Source organism: Microbacterium candidum, assembly GCF_030315975.1.
GTDB classification, from domain to species: Bacteria; Actinomycetota; Actinomycetes; order Actinomycetales; family Microbacteriaceae; genus Microbacterium; species Microbacterium candidum.
The window spans coordinates 113,912-129,658 of sequence record NZ_JASXSZ010000007.1 but is presented as its reverse complement, the minus strand read 5'-3'; the positions used below and the strand labels follow the sequence as shown (position 1 = coordinate 129,658).

Annotated in this window: 14 protein-coding genes; 6 read left to right on the top strand and 8 right to left on the bottom strand. The window is 69.9% G+C overall.

The window, feature by feature from the left end:
• Positions 1-400 precede the first annotated feature (400 nt).
• Positions 401-1,264: a formate dehydrogenase accessory sulfurtransferase FdhD gene (gene fdhD, locus QSV35_RS18730; RefSeq protein WP_286290459.1), complete on the bottom strand. Its 864-nt coding sequence runs from the start codon at positions 1,262-1,264 to the stop codon at positions 401-403.
• A 33-nt stretch (positions 1,265-1,297) separates the two neighbouring features.
• On the opposite strand from fdhD, the gene QSV35_RS18725 reads away from it, so the two are divergent.
• The 3 genes from QSV35_RS18725 to QSV35_RS18715 are packed head-to-tail and all read left to right on the top strand — an operon-like array spanning position 1,298 to position 3,362.
• Positions 1,298-2,536, top strand: coding sequence for a molybdopterin molybdotransferase MoeA (locus QSV35_RS18725; protein ID WP_286290458.1), 1,239 nt, complete (start codon positions 1,298-1,300; stop codon positions 2,534-2,536).
• A complete protein-coding gene (mobA, locus tag QSV35_RS18720; RefSeq protein WP_286290457.1) occupies positions 2,533-3,102 on the top strand; it encodes a molybdenum cofactor guanylyltransferase in 570 nt (189 codons plus the stop codon). Before QSV35_RS18725 ends, mobA begins: the two co-directional genes overlap by 4 nt.
• Complete coding sequence (locus QSV35_RS18715) at positions 3,099-3,362, top strand: DUF6457 domain-containing protein (RefSeq protein ID WP_286290456.1); 264 nt, start codon at positions 3,099-3,101, stop codon at positions 3,360-3,362. Before mobA ends, QSV35_RS18715 begins: the two co-directional genes overlap by 4 nt.
• Here QSV35_RS18715 and QSV35_RS18710 read toward each other — a convergent pair.
• Both QSV35_RS18710 and QSV35_RS18705 read right to left on the bottom strand, forming a co-directional pair.
• Positions 3,359-3,829: a MogA/MoaB family molybdenum cofactor biosynthesis protein gene (locus QSV35_RS18710; protein ID WP_286290455.1), complete on the bottom strand. Its 471-nt coding sequence runs from the start codon at positions 3,827-3,829 to the stop codon at positions 3,359-3,361. The two genes, QSV35_RS18715 and QSV35_RS18710, sit on opposite strands and share 4 nt — an antisense overlap.
• A gap of 9 nt (positions 3,830-3,838) precedes the next feature.
• Positions 3,839-6,145, bottom strand: a complete 2,307-nt coding sequence (locus QSV35_RS18705; protein ID WP_286290454.1) for an FdhF/YdeP family oxidoreductase — start codon at positions 6,143-6,145, stop codon at positions 3,839-3,841.
• A gap of 98 nt (positions 6,146-6,243) precedes the next feature.
• On the opposite strand from QSV35_RS18705, the gene QSV35_RS18700 reads away from it, so the two are divergent.
• Both QSV35_RS18700 and QSV35_RS18695 read left to right on the top strand, forming a co-directional pair.
• A complete protein-coding gene (locus tag QSV35_RS18700) occupies positions 6,244-6,597 on the top strand; it encodes a PadR family transcriptional regulator (RefSeq protein WP_286290453.1) in 354 nt (117 codons plus the stop codon).
• 1 nt (position 6,598) lies between these two features.
• Positions 6,599-7,930: a permease prefix domain 1-containing protein gene (locus QSV35_RS18695; RefSeq protein WP_286290452.1), complete on the top strand. Its 1,332-nt coding sequence runs from the start codon at positions 6,599-6,601 to the stop codon at positions 7,928-7,930.
• 16 nt (positions 7,931-7,946) lie between these two features.
• Here the strand turns inward: QSV35_RS18695 and QSV35_RS18690 are convergent, their stop codons facing one another.
• Together QSV35_RS18690 and QSV35_RS18685 are read right to left on the bottom strand one after the other, a co-directional pair.
• Positions 7,947-8,546 (bottom strand): GNAT family N-acetyltransferase, encoded by a 600-nt coding sequence (locus QSV35_RS18690; protein ID WP_286290450.1) that lies wholly within the window; start codon positions 8,544-8,546, stop codon positions 7,947-7,949.
• Between the two features lies 1 nt (position 8,547).
• Positions 8,548-10,542 (bottom strand): helicase HerA-like domain-containing protein, encoded by a 1,995-nt coding sequence (locus tag QSV35_RS18685; RefSeq protein ID WP_286290449.1) that lies wholly within the window; start codon positions 10,540-10,542, stop codon positions 8,548-8,550.
• 61 nt (positions 10,543-10,603) lie between these two features.
• On the opposite strand from QSV35_RS18685, the gene QSV35_RS18680 reads away from it, so the two are divergent.
• Positions 10,604-11,101: a nitroreductase family deazaflavin-dependent oxidoreductase gene (locus QSV35_RS18680; RefSeq protein ID WP_286290448.1), complete on the top strand. Its 498-nt coding sequence runs from the start codon at positions 10,604-10,606 to the stop codon at positions 11,099-11,101.
• A gap of 4 nt (positions 11,102-11,105) precedes the next feature.
• On the opposite strand, the gene QSV35_RS18675 is transcribed toward QSV35_RS18680, so the two are convergent.
• From QSV35_RS18675 to QSV35_RS18665, 3 genes are read right to left on the bottom strand one after another with little or no spacing between them, the layout of a single operon-like run.
• Positions 11,106-13,541, bottom strand: a complete 2,436-nt coding sequence (locus tag QSV35_RS18675) for an HAD-IC family P-type ATPase (RefSeq protein ID WP_286290447.1) — start codon at positions 13,539-13,541, stop codon at positions 11,106-11,108.
• Between the two features lie 16 nt (positions 13,542-13,557).
• Positions 13,558-14,532: a carbohydrate ABC transporter permease gene (locus QSV35_RS18670; RefSeq protein ID WP_286290446.1), complete on the bottom strand. Its 975-nt coding sequence runs from the start codon at positions 14,530-14,532 to the stop codon at positions 13,558-13,560.
• Positions 14,529-15,662 carry a carbohydrate ABC transporter permease gene (locus QSV35_RS18665; RefSeq protein WP_286290445.1) on the bottom strand — a complete coding sequence of 378 codons (1,134 nt, stop codon included), beginning with the start codon at positions 15,660-15,662 and terminating at the stop codon, positions 14,529-14,531. Before QSV35_RS18665 ends, QSV35_RS18670 begins: the two co-directional genes overlap by 4 nt.
• Between the last annotated feature and the right edge of the window lie 85 nt (positions 15,663-15,747).

Here is a 15,747-nt window from a genome sequence, read left to right as displayed (position 1 = left end):
GAATTCTCACCAGGTCAAAGACCCGACGAGGATAATTTGGCATATGACAAGTGCACGCTGTTGAGTTCTCAAGGATCGGACGCACCCGCATCAGCACCTCCCGGCGCCTCTCTCGGGGCAACTTCTCAAGCTTAGCCGTTCGCGATCGCGGTGTCAAACCGCGATCCGCGCCGTTCGGAGCGTCGAAACGCCCGTCTGGACAACGGAGAAGCACCCACCCTAGCCCGGAGGCAAGTCCACACACAAGGTGTGTGACATCAGATGGGGTTCTTGTCCGCTGCTTGAGGGGAGCCAGGCCTTCCGGCCCTCCGCTCTACCCTTTGGGGCGAACAACAAGAACATTACGGGGAATCAGGACACCCCACAAATCGGGCCGACCCCCCGGGCGTGTCGTGCCCCATCATGCGGTGACGACGGGAGCGGCGGCGTCCACCTGCACCCGCTCGAAACCCGCGTAGACGTTCATCGACGGACCGCGGAGGAACCCCACCACCGTGAGTCCGGCATCCGCCGCCATCTCCACCGCGAGCGACGACGGAGCCGACACCGCAGCGAGGATCGGAGCGCCGGCCATCACCGCCTTCTGCGCAAGCTCGAAGCCCGCGCGGCCCGACACCATCAGGACGCGGCCGCGCAACGGGAGGCGTCCTTCGAGGAGCGCCCACCCGACCACCTTGTCGACGGCGTTGTGCCGCCCGACGTCTTCACGCAGCACGAGGAGCTTCCCCGTGTGCGCATCGAACAAGGCCGCCGCGTGCAGGCCGCCGGTCTTCTCGAACACCGCCTGCTCGGCACGCAACGCATCGGGGAAGGTGGCCAGGAGCGCGGCGTCGACGACGGTCGCATCCTCCGCGACATCGAAAGCCGACACGGTTCGGACCGCATCGATCGACGCCTTGCCGCAGATTCCGCACGAGCTCGTCGTGTACATGCTGCGCGCCAGCTCGGCCACGGGGACATGCACGTGCGACGCGAGGGCGACATCCAGGACGTTGTACGTGTTCTCGCCGCCGCCCGAGGTCCCCGGACCTCCGCAGTGGATGGCGGAGCGGAACTGGTCCGTGCTCGAGATCACGCCCTCGGAGACGAGGAATCCGGCGGCGAGCTCCACGTCGTGGCCGGGCGTCCTCATGGTGACCGCGAGCGGCTGACCGCCCACACGGATCTCGAGCGGCTCCTCGACCGCGAGCGTGTCGATACGGCGGGTCTCCCCCGCATCCAGCCGGATCCTGCGCACCGGTCGACGCATCGTGAGGCGTCCCATGCGCCAACCCTAAGCCCGAACTACCCTGGCGGTATGCCCGCCCGAGCACATCGCACCGTCGACGAGCATCTCGCTGAAGTGCTGGCGGCCGTCACTCCACTCGAGTCGACCACGGTGCTCCTGCGCGACGCCGCGGGGAGCACGCTCGCCGTACCCGTGGTCGCACCGACCGACGCTCCCGGCTTCCGGAGCTCGGCGATGGACGGGTTCGCTGTGCGGGCGGTGGATGCGGCATCCGCGTCTCCCGAATCGCCCGCGCGCCTGCGCGTCATCGCCGACCTGCCCGCGGGGACCGAGCTCGATCCCCCACTCGCTCAGGGTGAGGCCGCGCGGATCATGACGGGCGCGCCCGTGCCGACGGCGGCGGACGCCGTCGTGCCGCTGGAGCACACGAGCGCGGGGCTCTTCGGCGGTCCCGACGTCGACGTCGTCCGCGCTCCCACTGTCGGGCAGCATGTCCGTCCGTCGGGCGAGGACGTCCGTACGGGAGTCGAGGTGGTGAGAGCGGGCGTCGCACTCGGCGCCCTGCAGCTGGGGTCGATCGCCGCTGCCGGCGTCACCGAGGTGGTCGTCGCGCGGCGCCCCCGGGTCGCCGTCGTCTCGACCGGATCGGAGCTGGCTGCCCCGGGCGCTCCGCTCCGCCGCGGGATGATCCCCGAGTCGAACGCTCCCATGCTCAGCCGGTTGACCGAGGATGCCGGCGCCGACCTCGTCCTCGTGGCGACCGTGCCCGACGTGAATGCCGAGTTCGAACGCGCGCTGGAGGACGCGACGGCGGCGGGCGCGGACGTCGTCATCACATCGGGTGGAGTCGGCACCGGCGCCTACGAGGTCGTCCGCAACACCCTCGAGCCGATCGGCGGGATGGAGTTCGTGACGGTCGCGATGCGGCCCGGCCGTCCGCAGGGTTTCGGGCGGCTGGCATCCGGCGCACTCGCGTTCGGCCTGCCGGGCACCCCGATCGGCGCCGCCGTCTCGTTCGAGGTCTTCGTCCGGCCTGCGCTCCTCGCGATGCAGGGCAGGCGCGAGCTGCACCGACCCCGATTGCTGCTGCGCGCCGCGGAGGGCTGGAGATCGCGCGCCGGCCACCGGCATCTCGTCCCGGCGACGATCGACCGGACCGATCCTCGCGGCTGGACGGTCCGTCCGGCGGGGGGCGCGCACTCCACGACCGCGCTCGCCTACACGGACGCGTTCGTGGTCGTTCCCGAGGACGTCGAGGAGGTCCGCGTCGGCGACCTCGTCGAGGCGATGCTCGTGGGGATGTCGTGAACGCCGGCGCGATCCTCCTCGCGGGCGGCCGCGCGACGCGCATGGGCGGGATCGACAAGCCCCGCGTGGAGGTCCGCGGGCGCGCCCTCCTGCAGTGGGCGGTGGATGCGGTCAGCGGATGCGAGCCGATCGTGATCGCAGGTCCCGAGTCATCCGTCTCGGGCGCCGCGCCCGTCTGGGTGCGCGAGGATCCTCCGTTCGCGGGCCCCGCCGCGGCGATCGTGGCAGCGCTCGACCTCATGGACGCGGAGTGGACGTACGTCCTCGCGTGCGATCTCCCGTTCGCCGGTGACGCGGTCGCTGTGCTGGCCGCGTCCATCGACCTGTTCCCGGCGGACACGGACGGCGTATGCCTCGCGGATGCCTCGGGCAGACCGCAATGGCTGACCGGTCTCTACCGGACCGCCGCGCTGCGCGGCGCGGCATCCCTCCTCCCCGACCGCGGGCGGGACGCGTCCGTGCGCGCGCTCCTCGACGATCTCGCGATCGCCGTCGTCGCCGCGCCCGCCGCCGCGCGCGATATCGACACGTGGGAGGATGTGCGGCAGATCGAGGAGGACGAATGAGCGACAACCACCTTCCCCCGGAAGCCCTCGACGCGTGGGCGGACGCGCTGCGCGAACGGTTCGGCCTCGCGCCCGACGATGTGCCGATCGCGCTGATCCTGGACCTCGCCGGCGATGTGTCGCGCGGAGTCGCCCGGCCTGCGGCGCCGTTCAGCGCATATGTCGCGGGACTCGTCGCCGGACGTCGCGGCGGTTCGCCGGAAGACGTCCGTGCAACGGTCGCCGAGATCTCTCAGATGGCAGCCGGCTGGGAGAACTAATGGTCTCCGCCCCCGAGCTGGGAGATCACATGGGCGGCGACGGACAGGATGACGGGCATCCCGTCGCGCACGGCTCCCGGTGAGCCCGGGAGGTTCACGACGAGCGCGCCTCCCGCGACACCGGAGAGTCCGCGCGTCAGCATGCCGGCGGGCATGATCGCGGCGCCCTGACGGCGGAGCTCCTCCGCGATCCCGGGGACCTCGCGGTCGAGCACCGGAAGGGTGCCCTCCGGCGTGCGGTCGCGCGGGCCGACGCCCGTGCCGCCCGTCGTCACGATGAGGCGCGCACCCGCCGCGAGCGCGACCCGCAGCGCCGTCTCGACGTTATCGGCGCCGTCCGGGACGATCGCGGCATCGCCGCACTCCCACCCTGCTTCGCGGAGGGCGGCGACCGCCAGCGGGCCGCCCGCATCCACCCGCTCTCCCGCGGCCGAACGGTCGGAGACGGTGATGACGGATGCCTGCATCCCCGCAGTCTACGAGCGGCGCACGAGTCGCACGACGACGGACTTCGAGGTCGGCGTCCCGCTGACGTCGGCGACCGACTCGAGCGGGACGAGGACATTCGTCTCGGGGTAGTACGCGGCCGCGTTGCCCCTGGGCGTGTCGTAGGCCACGATGCGGAACTCGTCCGCCCGGCGCTCCTCGGTCGTGCCGTCCGGCGCCTGCCACTCGGACACGAGGTCGACGATGTCGCCCTCCGCGAAGCCGAGGGAGCCGATGTCGTGCGCGTTGACGAGGATCACACGACGGCCGCCGTGGATGCCGCGGTACCGGTCATCCTTGCCGTAGACCGTCGTGTTGTACTGGTCGTGCGAGCGGAGGGTCTGCAGCAGGAGCCTCCCGCGCGGGATGCGGGGATATTCGAGCGGATTGACCGTGAACATCGCTTTGCCTGTTGCGGTGTGGAAGGTGCGGGCATCGCGCGGCCCGTTGGGCAGCACGAACGTGCGGCCCTTGTCGATCTTCCCCTCGAACCCGCCGAAGCCGGGGACCACGTTCTCGATGTGCGAGCGGATGCCGGTGTAGTCGGTCTCCAGCGCCGACCAGTCGGCCTGCGGCGCATCCGTCCGTCCGTCGAAGACGAGCGCGCACAGACGCGCGAGGATCGCGACCTCGCTCAGCATGTCGTCGGCCGGCGGGACGAGCCGGCCGCGCGAGGAGTGCACCGCGCTCATCGAGTCCTCCACGGTGACCTTCTGCTCGACCCCGCCGCGCAGGTCGCGGTCGGTGCGGCCGAGGGTCGGGAGGATGATCGCCCGGCTGCCGACGATGACGTGCGATCTGTTGAGCTTCGTGGAGACCTGCACGGTGAGATCCGTGGTGCGCAGGGCCGTCTCGGTGACGAGCGTGTCGGGCGTCGCGGAGACGAAGTTGCCGCCCATCGCCATGAAGACGCGGACCTTCCCATCGCGCATCGCCTTGATCGCCTCGACCGTGTCGTAGCCGTGCCTGCGCGGCGCGCTGAAGGCGAACTCCCGGTCGAGGGCTGCGAGGAACGCCTCCGAGGGCTTCTCGTAGATGCCCATCGTGCGGTCGCCCTGCACGTTCGAGTGCCCCCGGACGGGGCACACGCCTGCGCCCTTGCGCCCGATGTTGCCCTGGAGGAGCAGGACGTTGACGACGTCGCGAAGCGTCGCCACCGCGTGCTTGTGCTGAGTGAGACCCATCGCCCAGCAGACGATCGTCGACGGGGACGTGCGCACCGCCTCGCCCGCGCGCCGAAGAGTCTGCTCGGGCAGTCCCGTGGCCTTCACGAGCTCGGACCACGAGACATCCGCCATCGCCCGCTTGTATTCGTCGAAGCCGCTCGTGTGCGCTGCGATGAAGTCATGGTCGAGGACGCCGCCGCGAGACTCCTCCGCCTCGAGCAGGTGCTTGCCGATCGCCTGGAAGAGCGCCTGGTCGCCGCCGAGGCGGATCTGCAGGAACTGATCCGCGATCTTCGTGCCGCCGAGGATCACACCCTTCACCGTCTGCGGGTTCTCGAACCGCACGAGCCCGGCCTCCGGCAGCGGATTGACGGCGATGACGGTCGCCCCGCGCCCCTTCGCCTTCTCGAGCGCCGTCAGCATGCGCGGGTGGTTCGTGCCGGGGTTCTGGCCGGCGACGATGAGGAGATCCGCATCCCACACGTCCTCTAGTGAGACCGTGCCCTTGCCGATGCCGAGCGTCTCGGTGAGGGCGGAGCCGGATGACTCATGGCACATGTTCGAGCAGTCCGGCAGGTTGTTCGTGCCGATGCCGCGCACGAGCAGCTGGTACAGGAACGCGGCCTCGTTCGACGTGCGCCCCGACGTGTAGAACACGGCCTCGTCGGGCTCGACCGTGCGGAGCGCGTCGGCGATCTCGCGAAGCGCCTCGTCCCACGAGATGGGCCGATAGTGCGTGGCGCCCTCGTCGAGGATCATGGGATGCGTCAGCCGGCCCTGCTGGCCGAGCCACCAGTCGTCGTGCTCGGAGAGGTCGGCAAGCGAGTGCTCCGCGAAGAACTCGGGGCCGACGCGCCGCAGCGTCGCCTCCTCGGCGACGGCCTTCGCGCCGTTCTCGCAGAATTCGGCGATGTGGCGGTGATCGGCCTCGGGCCACGCGCATCCCGGGCAGTCGAAGCCGTCCTTCTGGTTGACCCGCAGGAGCGTCTGCACACTGCGGGTCACGCCCATCTGGTCGTAGGAGATCTCGAGCGCGTGCATCACGGCAGGCACGCCGACAGCGACCTTCTTCCGCGAACCCGTTCGGGTCTTCGCCTCGTCGATATCGGTGGTCGGAGCTTTGCGCGCCATGGCCGAACCTCCTCGTTCGTCTCCCATCGTAGGGGCGCGCCGCGCGGACCGACGTGATACCTTGAGCTGCAAGGTACATAGAACTGCGAGGTATCTCGATGCGCATCGGCAAAGACCTCGTCGCGGCCGCCGCGACGCCCCTCGTCCTGGGGATCCTCTCGGAGGGCGAGTCATACGGCTACGCCATCCTGCAGCGGGTGAGCGCGCTCTCCGACGGCCAGCTCGAATGGAGCGACGGGATGCTGTACCCCCTGCTGCACCGCCTCGAACGCCAGGGGCAGATCGAGGCCGCGTGGGGATCCTCGCCCACGGGGCGGCCCCGGAAGCACTACCGGCTGAGCTCCGCCGGCACCGCCGCCCTCGCCGACCACCACCGCCAGTGGACCGTCGTCAGCGACGCGCTCTCGCGTATCTGGGACGATCGCTCATCGTTCGCACCGGCGGGTGCCTGACATGGGGCTCGAGGAGCGCATCGCCGAGTGGCGAGGATACGTGGCCCGGCGCGAGGCCATCGGCACCGACGTCGCGGAGCTCGAGGAGCATCTGCGCGACCAGATCGACGGGCTCGAGGGATCGGGCCTCTCCGAAGACGAGGCGTTCCTGATCGCCGTCTCCCGCATGGGTCGGCTCGACGACCTCTCCCGCGAGTTCGCGCGCGAGCACAGTGACCGCCTGTGGAAGCAGCTGGTGGTCGCCGAGACGGCCCCTCGCCGCGGGAGCGGACTGTGGCTCGCCATCGGCCTCGCGGTCGCCGCGGCCGTGCTGGTGAAGCTGCCGTCGCTGTTCGGTCTGCCGATGGTCGACATCGTGCGCAACGCGGCGGTGCTGCTCCTCCCGGCGCTCGCCGTGTACTTCCTGATCTGCCGGCGCGCATCGATCGCGACGATCGTCGCCGTCGGCGTCCCCTTCGTCGCCGCCGCCGTGCTGCTGAACGTCTATCCGTTCGTCGCGAACGGCTCGACGATGTTCCTCGCCGCCGTCCACGCGTGCGTCGCGCTCTGGATCGTCACCGGTGTCGCGTACGCCCGCGGCGAGTGGCGCGGCGTCCGGCCCCGGATGGACTTCATCCGCTTCACGGGCGAGTGGGTCGTCTACTACGCCTTGCTCGCGCTCGGCGGCGGCGTGCTCGCGGCCCTCACGCTCGGCGTCTTCTCCGCGATGGGGATGGACGCCACCCCCTTCGTCGGCAATTGGCTCGTGCCGTGCGGCGCGGCGGGTGCGGTGGTCATCGCCGGCTGGCTGGTCGAGGCGAAGCAGGCCGTCATCGAGAACATCGCCCCGGTGCTGACGAAGGTGTTCACGCCGCTGTTCACCGCGCTGCTGCTCACGCTCATCGTGGCCGGCATCGTGCAGGCGGCATCCACCGGCGGGCTCGTCGACGCCCGGCGCGAGGTCCTCATCATCTTCGACCTCGTGCTGATCGTGGTGGTCGGCCTGCTCCTCTACGCTCTCTCCGCACGCGGCGACAGCCTGCGACCCGGATGGTTCGACACGCTCCAGATCGTGCTCGTCGCGAGCGCCATCGTCGTCGACCTCGTCGTCCTCGTGGCGATGGCGAGCCGGGTCGGCGCGTTCGGGGCGAGCGCCAACAAGATCGCGTCGCTGGGGCTGAACGCCATCCTGCTGGTGAACCTCACCGGATCCCTGTGGATGCAGGTGCGGTTCGTACGCGGCCGCGGGGGCATCGCCGCGCTGGAGCGCTGGCAGACGTCGTTCCTGCCGGTCTACCTCGCGTGGTCGGCGATCGTCGTGGTCGTCTTCCCGCCTGTGTTCGCGTTCGCGTGACGCGTCAGGAACCGCGTCAGGGCTTCCGGACGTAGACGAGAATGCCCGGCACCGACGGGACGAGGGTGAAGCCCACGCGCGGATAGAAGGCGGCGGCGCCGGTGTTCCGCGCCGAGGCGATGAGGTGCACGCCGGGGACGGCCGCATCCCTGAATCGCTCCATGAGCGTCTCGATCAGGCGACGTCCGAAGCCCTGCCCCTGGAGCTCGGGCAGGAGGTCGATGTGGAGGTGGGCGGGATACCCCTTCTCCCCCGCCGTGGATGGGGTCTCGGCGCGCCGGTATGCACCGGTGACGATGTCGTCCTCCTCCGTCACGACCTCCGCCGGCCGTGGGAACTGCGCGTGGTACCGCGGCCACCACTCGTCGCGGAACCATGCGTCGAACGCGTCCGTGTCGGGCGCGCCGACGATGTAGCCCGTCACGCGATCGTCGTCCGACTCGACGACCCACGCGAAGTCGGGATGGCGGGCGACGTATGGCAGCACGAAGATCGCGGGCAGCAGGTCGTCGCTGGAGTACCGGCCGGTCGCGTCGCCGCCGGCATCCCCCGTGCGCACGCAGATGTCGGCGAGGGCTTCCTCGTCGCCGGGCCGGAAGGTGCGGATGCGGGGCACGTCAGCGCTTCCCGTTGCCGAAGAGGCCGCGGATGACGCCGGTGAGGATCGTCTGCGTCGACTTCGAGTTCAAGATCTCTTCGATCGGCGACTTCTGCGTGCTGCGGGTGGTGCGGCTCGTCCGAGTGGTGCCGGCGGTCTGCTTCATGATCCGGTCGTACTCGGCCTGGCGCGCCTTCTCCTGAGCGGCCGCCTGCTTGGCCGCGGCGGCATCGGCCGCGGCCTGCTGCTTGGCAGCCGCCGCATCCGCCTTCGCCTGCGCCGCATCCGCCTTCGCCTGCTCGGCGGCCGCCTGCTCGGCCGCAGCCGCCTGGGTCGCCGCCTCCATCCGCGCGGTGAGGATCTCGTGCGCGGACTCCGGATCGATCGGAGTGCCGTAGGTGAGCATGAGCGGGGATGCGGCCACCGCGGCGTCGATCTGGGCGTCCGGTGTCGGCGACATGAGCCCCTGCGGGGCGCGCAGGCGCGTCCAGGCCACGGGCGTCGGTGCGCCCTTCTCGCTCATGACCGTGACGATCGCCTCGCCCGTGCCGAGCTCCTGCAGGATGCGCTCGAGGTCGTACCCGCTCTTCGGGTAGGTTCCGACGGTCGCGCGCAGCGCCTTCGCGTCGTCGGGGGTGAAGGCGCGGAGCGCGTGCTGCACACGCGAGCCGAGCTGCGCGAGCACGGCTGAGGGGACGTCCTTCGGCGTCTGGGTGACGAAGAACACGCCGACGCCCTTCGAGCGGATGAGACGCACGGTCTGCGTGATGGCCTGCAGGAAGTCCTTCGACGCATCCTTGAACAGCAGGTGCGCCTCGTCGAAGAAGAACACGAGCTTCGGCTTGTCGGGGTCGCCGACCTCGGGCAACCGCTCGAAGAGCTCGGCGAGGAGATACATGAGGAACGTCGAGAAGAGCGCCGGCTTGTCCGCGACGCCCGGCACCTCGAGGAGGCTGATGATTCCGCGGCCGTCCGGGGCGATCCGGAGGATGTCCGTGACGTCGAACTCCGGCTCGCCGAAGAAGACGTCGGCGCCGCCGTCGGCGAACGTGATGAGCTGGCGCAGGATGACGCCGGCCGTCGCGGACGAGAGCCCGCCGAGCTCCTTGAGCTCCTCCTTGCCCTGGTCGCCCGTGAGATATGTGAGCAGCGTGCGCAGGTCGGCCAGGTCGACGAGAGCGAGCCCGTTCTTGTCGGCGTAATGGAACACGAGGCCGAGGCTCGACTCCTGCGTCGCGTTGAGGCCGAGCACCTTGCTCAGCAGCAAGGGTCCGAAGCCGCTGACGGTCGCACGCACCGGGACGCCCTTGCCGATGCCGCCGAGCGCGTAGTACTCGGTGACGGATGCCTCGGGCTTCCAGTCCTGTCCGATGGCCTGCGTGCGGGCGAGGAGCTTGTCGTTGGCGTCTCCCGGCGTCGCGACGCCGGAGAGGTCGCCCTTGATGTCGGCGGCGAAGACCGGCACGCCCTTGGCGGCGAGCTGTTCAGCGAGGCCCTGCAGCGTGCGGGTCTTGCCGGTGCCGGTGGCGCCGGCGACGAGCCCGTGGCGGTTCATCATCTGGAGCGGAATGCGGATCTGCGCCGACGGCACCGGGTCGGTGTTCATGAGGGCGCCGAGGTCGAGGGTCGCGCCCTCGAAGGTGTAGCCGGCCGTGATGGCGGCGACCTGGGAGGCATCGAGCGGGCCGGATGCGGCGACGCCTTCGGTCCCCGAGCTTGTCGAGGGGTCGCCCGCGGAGCCTGCGGCAGGCCGCGACGCCTCGACAGGCTCGGCGACCGGGGAGGGCTCGGCGATTGCGGAAGGCTCGGCGATTGCGGAAGGCGCGGTGGCCGGCGCGGGCGCGGGGGCCGGCGCTGGGTCATCCGCATCCGCCTTCGCCTTCGCGGCGGCCGCCTCCGCCGCGGCGAGCGCGGCCTTGGCCTGCGCGGCCTTGAGCTGCGCTTCTGCGGCTTCCGCTTCGGCCCGCAGTCGATTCAGCTCCGCCTCGGCGGCGGTGACATCGGCATCCGTCATGGTCGTCAGCCTAGTGACGGCGGCGGCGTCCGTACGGGAGCGTATGCGACAGGATGGGGCCATGTCCGACCCTGTTCCGGCCGCGCGCGCCGGCGTCGCCCTTCTGTCACGCACCCGGTTCTTCCGCCGCTACGTCGGCCCGGTGGTGATGCCTCGGCTCGACCGGCTGTTCCTGCGTCTTTCCGGCGGGCGCCTGCAGCTGACCACGCTGATCGCGCCGTCGCTCGTGCTGCACACGATCGGCGCGAAGTCCGGGCAGCCGCGGGATGTCAACCTCATCTACGCGGCGGACGGGCGTGGTCGCGCCCTCGTCGCCGGCACGAACTGGGCCGGGGCGACGCATCCCGCGTGGACGGCGAATCTCCTCGCGCACCCCGATGTCGCGATCACGGTGCGCGGGCGACGAATGTCGGTGCGCGCGAGTCTCATCCCCGACGACGAACGGGATGAGGCCTGGGCGCGGCTCGAGGCCGTGTGGCCGAAGTTCCGCACGTACGAAGACGCGTCGGGGCGCACCGTGCGCCTCTTCCGGCTCCAGCCGGTGCGGCGCGCGGACTGACCCCTCACGCCTCCGGGTCGGTGCGACGCAGCCAGGAGAGCTGGATCACCCGCACGATGCCGATCAGGACGATGCCGGCACCGGAGATCCACCACACGAGCGTCAGCGCGTCGCCCGTCGGCAGCGTCATCTTGAAGAAGTTCGCGACGAACGGGATCGCGAGCGCGAGGCCGAGCCCGGCGACCATCGCCGCCACGATCACGGCCTTGATCCACGTGAACGGCAGGGAGACGAGCACGAGGACCCACAATCCGAGGAACGCGACGATGAGGGTCGCGCCCGTGCGCACGTGGTCGAGGTCGACGCCCCATGCCTCCCCCGCAATGCGCGAATACGCGGTCAGCGCCACGCCGACGACGATCCCCGCGGGGATCGCGAAGCTCAGCGACCGCCGCAGGAATCCCGGCCGGTAGCGGCGGGCGTTCGGCAGGAGTGCGAGGAAGAACGCGGGGATGCCGATCGTCAGTCCGTCGGTGAGCGACAGCTGCCGCGGCAGGAACGGGATCGGCAGCAGCAGGATGCCGAACAGCAACGCGATCGCGGTCGCGTAGGCCGTCTTCGTGAGGAACAGCATCGAGACGCGCTCGATGTTCGCGGTGACGCGCCGCCCCTCGGCGACGACGCCGGGCAGATGCGAGAACTGTCCGTCGAGCAGCACCAGTCGGGCCACCGCCTTCGTCGCGGCGGACCCGGACTCCATCGCGATGCCGATGTCGGCGTTCTTGATCGCGAGCGCGTCGTTCACGCCATCGCCGGTCATCGCGACGGTGTGGCCACGGCTCTGCAGGGCGGTCACCATCGCCTTCTTCTGGTCGGGCGTCACGCGGCCGAACACGGTGCTGCGCTCGAGGACGTCCGCGAGCGCGTCGACGTCGTCAGGCAGCGTCTGCGCGTCGATGCCCTCCTCGACCTCGAGCCCGACACGACGCGCGATCGTGGCCACGGTGTCGGGGTTGTCCCCCGAGATGATCTTGACGGTCACCCCCTGCTCGGCGAAGTACGACAGCGTCTGCGCCGCATCCGGCCGCACCTGCTCGACGAGCGTCACGAGGGCGACCGGCGAGACCTGCGGGAGCCGCTCGGCATCGACGTGCGCGTCGTCCAGCGCCGCATCCCCGTGTGCGAGGACCAGCGTGCGCTTGCCCTGCGAGGCGAGCTCTCGCACGACGTCCGCGAGCGAGGCCTCGCCGTTCTCCGCCGACGGGCCCTCCCACTCCACCGCGATCTGCGCGGCGTCGGGGAAGACGAGGCTCGGGGCGCCGAGCACCCACGTGCCGGGCGCTTCGGCGACCGAGACGGCGCTCCACTTCCGGGCGGACGAGAACGGGATGCTGCGCTGCGCGGTGAGCGGCCGGGTGACGGGATGCCCGTCCCCGATGCTGCGGGCGGTGGCGTTGGCGTCCGGCGCGGCGCCGAACCACGCGAGCGCATCGCGCCATCCCTCGACGCCGGGTCGGGTGATGTCGAGCGGGTGGTCGGCATCGAAGCCGATGTCGCCGAAGGTGAGCGTGCCGGTCTTGTCGAGGCAGATGACGTCCACGCGGGCGAGGCCCTCCACCGCGGGCAGCTCCTGCACCAGCACCTGCTGAGTCGCGAGCCGCGCGGCGCCGACGGCGAACGCGATGCTCGTCATCAGCACGAGGCCCAGGGGGATCATCGCGATGATGATCGCGATCGACGAGACCGCCGCATCCCGCCACGAGCCGTCCTTCAGCGCGACGGCCCACCCGCCGTGGATCTGCACCTGCGAGTTCGTCACGAGCAATGCGACCGGGCCGATCGCCCAGCCGATCCACGTCAGGACGCGGTCGATGCTCCGCTTGAGCTCGGAGCGCATCATCGAGAACGACCGCGCCTCGTGCGCGAACGAGTTCGCGTAGGAGTCCGCGCCGACCTTCGTCGCCTCCGCGAGCCCCTCACCGCCGACGACGATGGATCCGGACAGGATCTCGCCGCCGGGAGTCTTGTCCACCGCGTCGGACTCACCGGTCAGCATCGACTCGTCGACCTGCATGCCGCGGGCCGACCGCACGACCGCGTCTGCCGCGATCTGGTCGCCCGCGCGCAGCACGAGCAGGTCGCCGAGGACCACGTCGCCCTGCGCGACCTCGAGGTCGATCCCGTCGCGGCGCACCCGCGCACGCGGCGCGTGCAGGAGGGCGAGCCGATCCAGCGCGATCTTGGCGCGGATCTCCTGGTAGCAGCCGATCAGGGTGTTGAAGATCGCGGCGAAGCCGAAGAGGGCGTCCTGCCAGTGCCCCAGGAGGAGCAGCAGTGCGAAGCACGCGATGACGATGCCGTTGAACAGCGTGAAGACGTTGGCGCGGACGATGCTCCACCACGTCCGGCTGGTGTCGGCATCGAAGGCGTTCGTCTCGCCGTTCGCGACGCGCTCGGCGACCTCGGCAGTGGTCAGTCCGTCGAGGGTGGCGGCATCCATGCGTCCAACGTAGTGGTCAACCCTTCGTCGAGCCCGCGAGCAGCCCGCGCACGAAGTAGCGCTGCAGAGCGAAGAAGACGATGAGCGGGACGATGATCGCGACGAACGCACCGGCCGTCAGCAGCGACCAGTCGTTGCCCTTCGATCCGGTGATCTCTGCGAGCAGCTTCGTGATCGGCGCGACCTCGCCGTCCGCGAAGATCAGGGCGACGAGCAGGTCGTTCCACACCCAGAGGAACTGGAAGATCGCGAACGAGGCGATTGCCGGCATCGTCAGCGGCAGCACGATCCGGAAGAAGATCTGCCCGCGCGAGGCGCCGTCCACGCGTGCGGCCTCGATGATGTCCGCCGGGATCTCCGACATGAAGTTGTGGAGCAGGTAGATCGCGAGCGGCAGCGCGAACATCGAGTGCGCGATCCACACCTGCGCGTACCCGCCCGCGACGCCGAGCGGCTCGGTCGCCTGCAGGCCGAACAGGTTGATGCCGCGCGAGAACGAGCTCAGGAGCGGGATCAGCGCCATCTGGATCGGCACGATCTGCAGGGCGAACACGAAGATGAAGACGAGGTTGCGTCCCTTGAAGTCGATCCACGCGAACGCGTAGGCGGCGAGCGCTGCGATCGTCAGCGGAACGATCGTCGCCGGGATCGTGATCGCGATCGAGTTGACGAAGGCGTCGGCCATCGTCAACTGCGTGTTGCCGGCGTCGAGGACCTTGATGTAGTTGTCGAGCGTCACCTGCGGGTTCTGGAAGAACGTCCACCAGCCCGTCGTCTCGATGAGCACCTGGGGCCGGAACGACGAGACGAACAGACCGAACGTCGGGATGGTCCACACGACGGCGATGACGATGGATGCCGCGGACGCCCACGGCTTCGACAGCGTCTTGCGGGTACGTCGCGCCGAGTTCTCCATGCGGCGCACGCCGCGGCCGAGCGTCGTCTGCGCTTCGGTGTCGACCGGCAGATCGACCGGCATGACCTCGCTCATCGGACCTCCCGCTGCTTCGCGATCTGTCGGGCGTTGTAGATGATGATCGGCAGGATCAGCACGAACAGGATCACGGCGAACGCTGCGCTGCGACCCGCTTCGAAGTTCGTGAACTGCGTGTACATCTCGTTGGCGAGCACCGACGTCTCGAAATTGCCGCCCGTCATGGTGCGGACGATGTCGAAGACCTTGAGCGCGGCGATGGAGATGGTCGTGAGCACCACGATGATCGCCGGGCGGATGGCGGGGACGGTGACCGACCGGAACCGCTGCCACGGGTTCGCGCCGTCGAGCTGGGCGGCCTCGAGCAGCTCGGTCGGCACACCCTTGATGGATGCGGAGAGCACGACCATCGCGAACCCGGTCTGCACCCAGATCAGCACGACGATGAGGAACCCGGTGTTCCACGGCGAATTGAGGAGGAACTGCTGCGGCGGGATCCCGAGCCACACGAGGATCTGGTTCAGAAGACCGATCTGCTGGTACTGCGCATCCCGGTACGCGTAGACGAACTTGAAGATGATGCTCGCGCCGACGAACGAGATCGCCATCGGCATGAAGACGAGGACCTTGTAGATCTTCTCGCCCCGGGTCCGGTCGATGAAGACCGCATACGCAAGACCGACGATCGTCGAGACGGTCGGGACGAGCAGCACCCAGACGATCGTGTTGGCGACGACGCGGATGCCGTCGGGCTGCGTGAACACCCACGCGAAGTTGTCGAAGCCGATGAACTTGTTGCCCGCCGCGTTCATGAACGACGCGACGAAGGTCTTGAGCGACGGGATGATCAGCCCCACGAGCAGCAGCAGCGCGGCGGGAGTGAGGAAGGCGACGAGTTGGATGAGGTAGCCGCTGCCCTGCCGGGACCGGAGATCCAGCAGGAAGAGCCCCGCCCCGAGGACGGCGGCCACGATGGTCGCCCACAGCAGGGAGTTGAAGAGGACCGCGACGATCACGGGGATCAGCACGCACATCGCGAGGCGGATCCAGGTGTACACCGTGCCGGAGCGGGGTGCGATGTCGACGAGGAAGAGGATCAGCGCCACGACGGCGAGGAAGACCAGGACGACCACGATCGCCTGGAGGACGGGATGCAGCATCCCGATCCACGTGAAGAAAACGCCCATCTCTCCCCTTCGCGGATGCGGACGGGGGGCGCCCCCGCGCCGGGCGGCCCCCCGCGCGGGTCTGGGTGGGGCCGCCCCCCCGGGG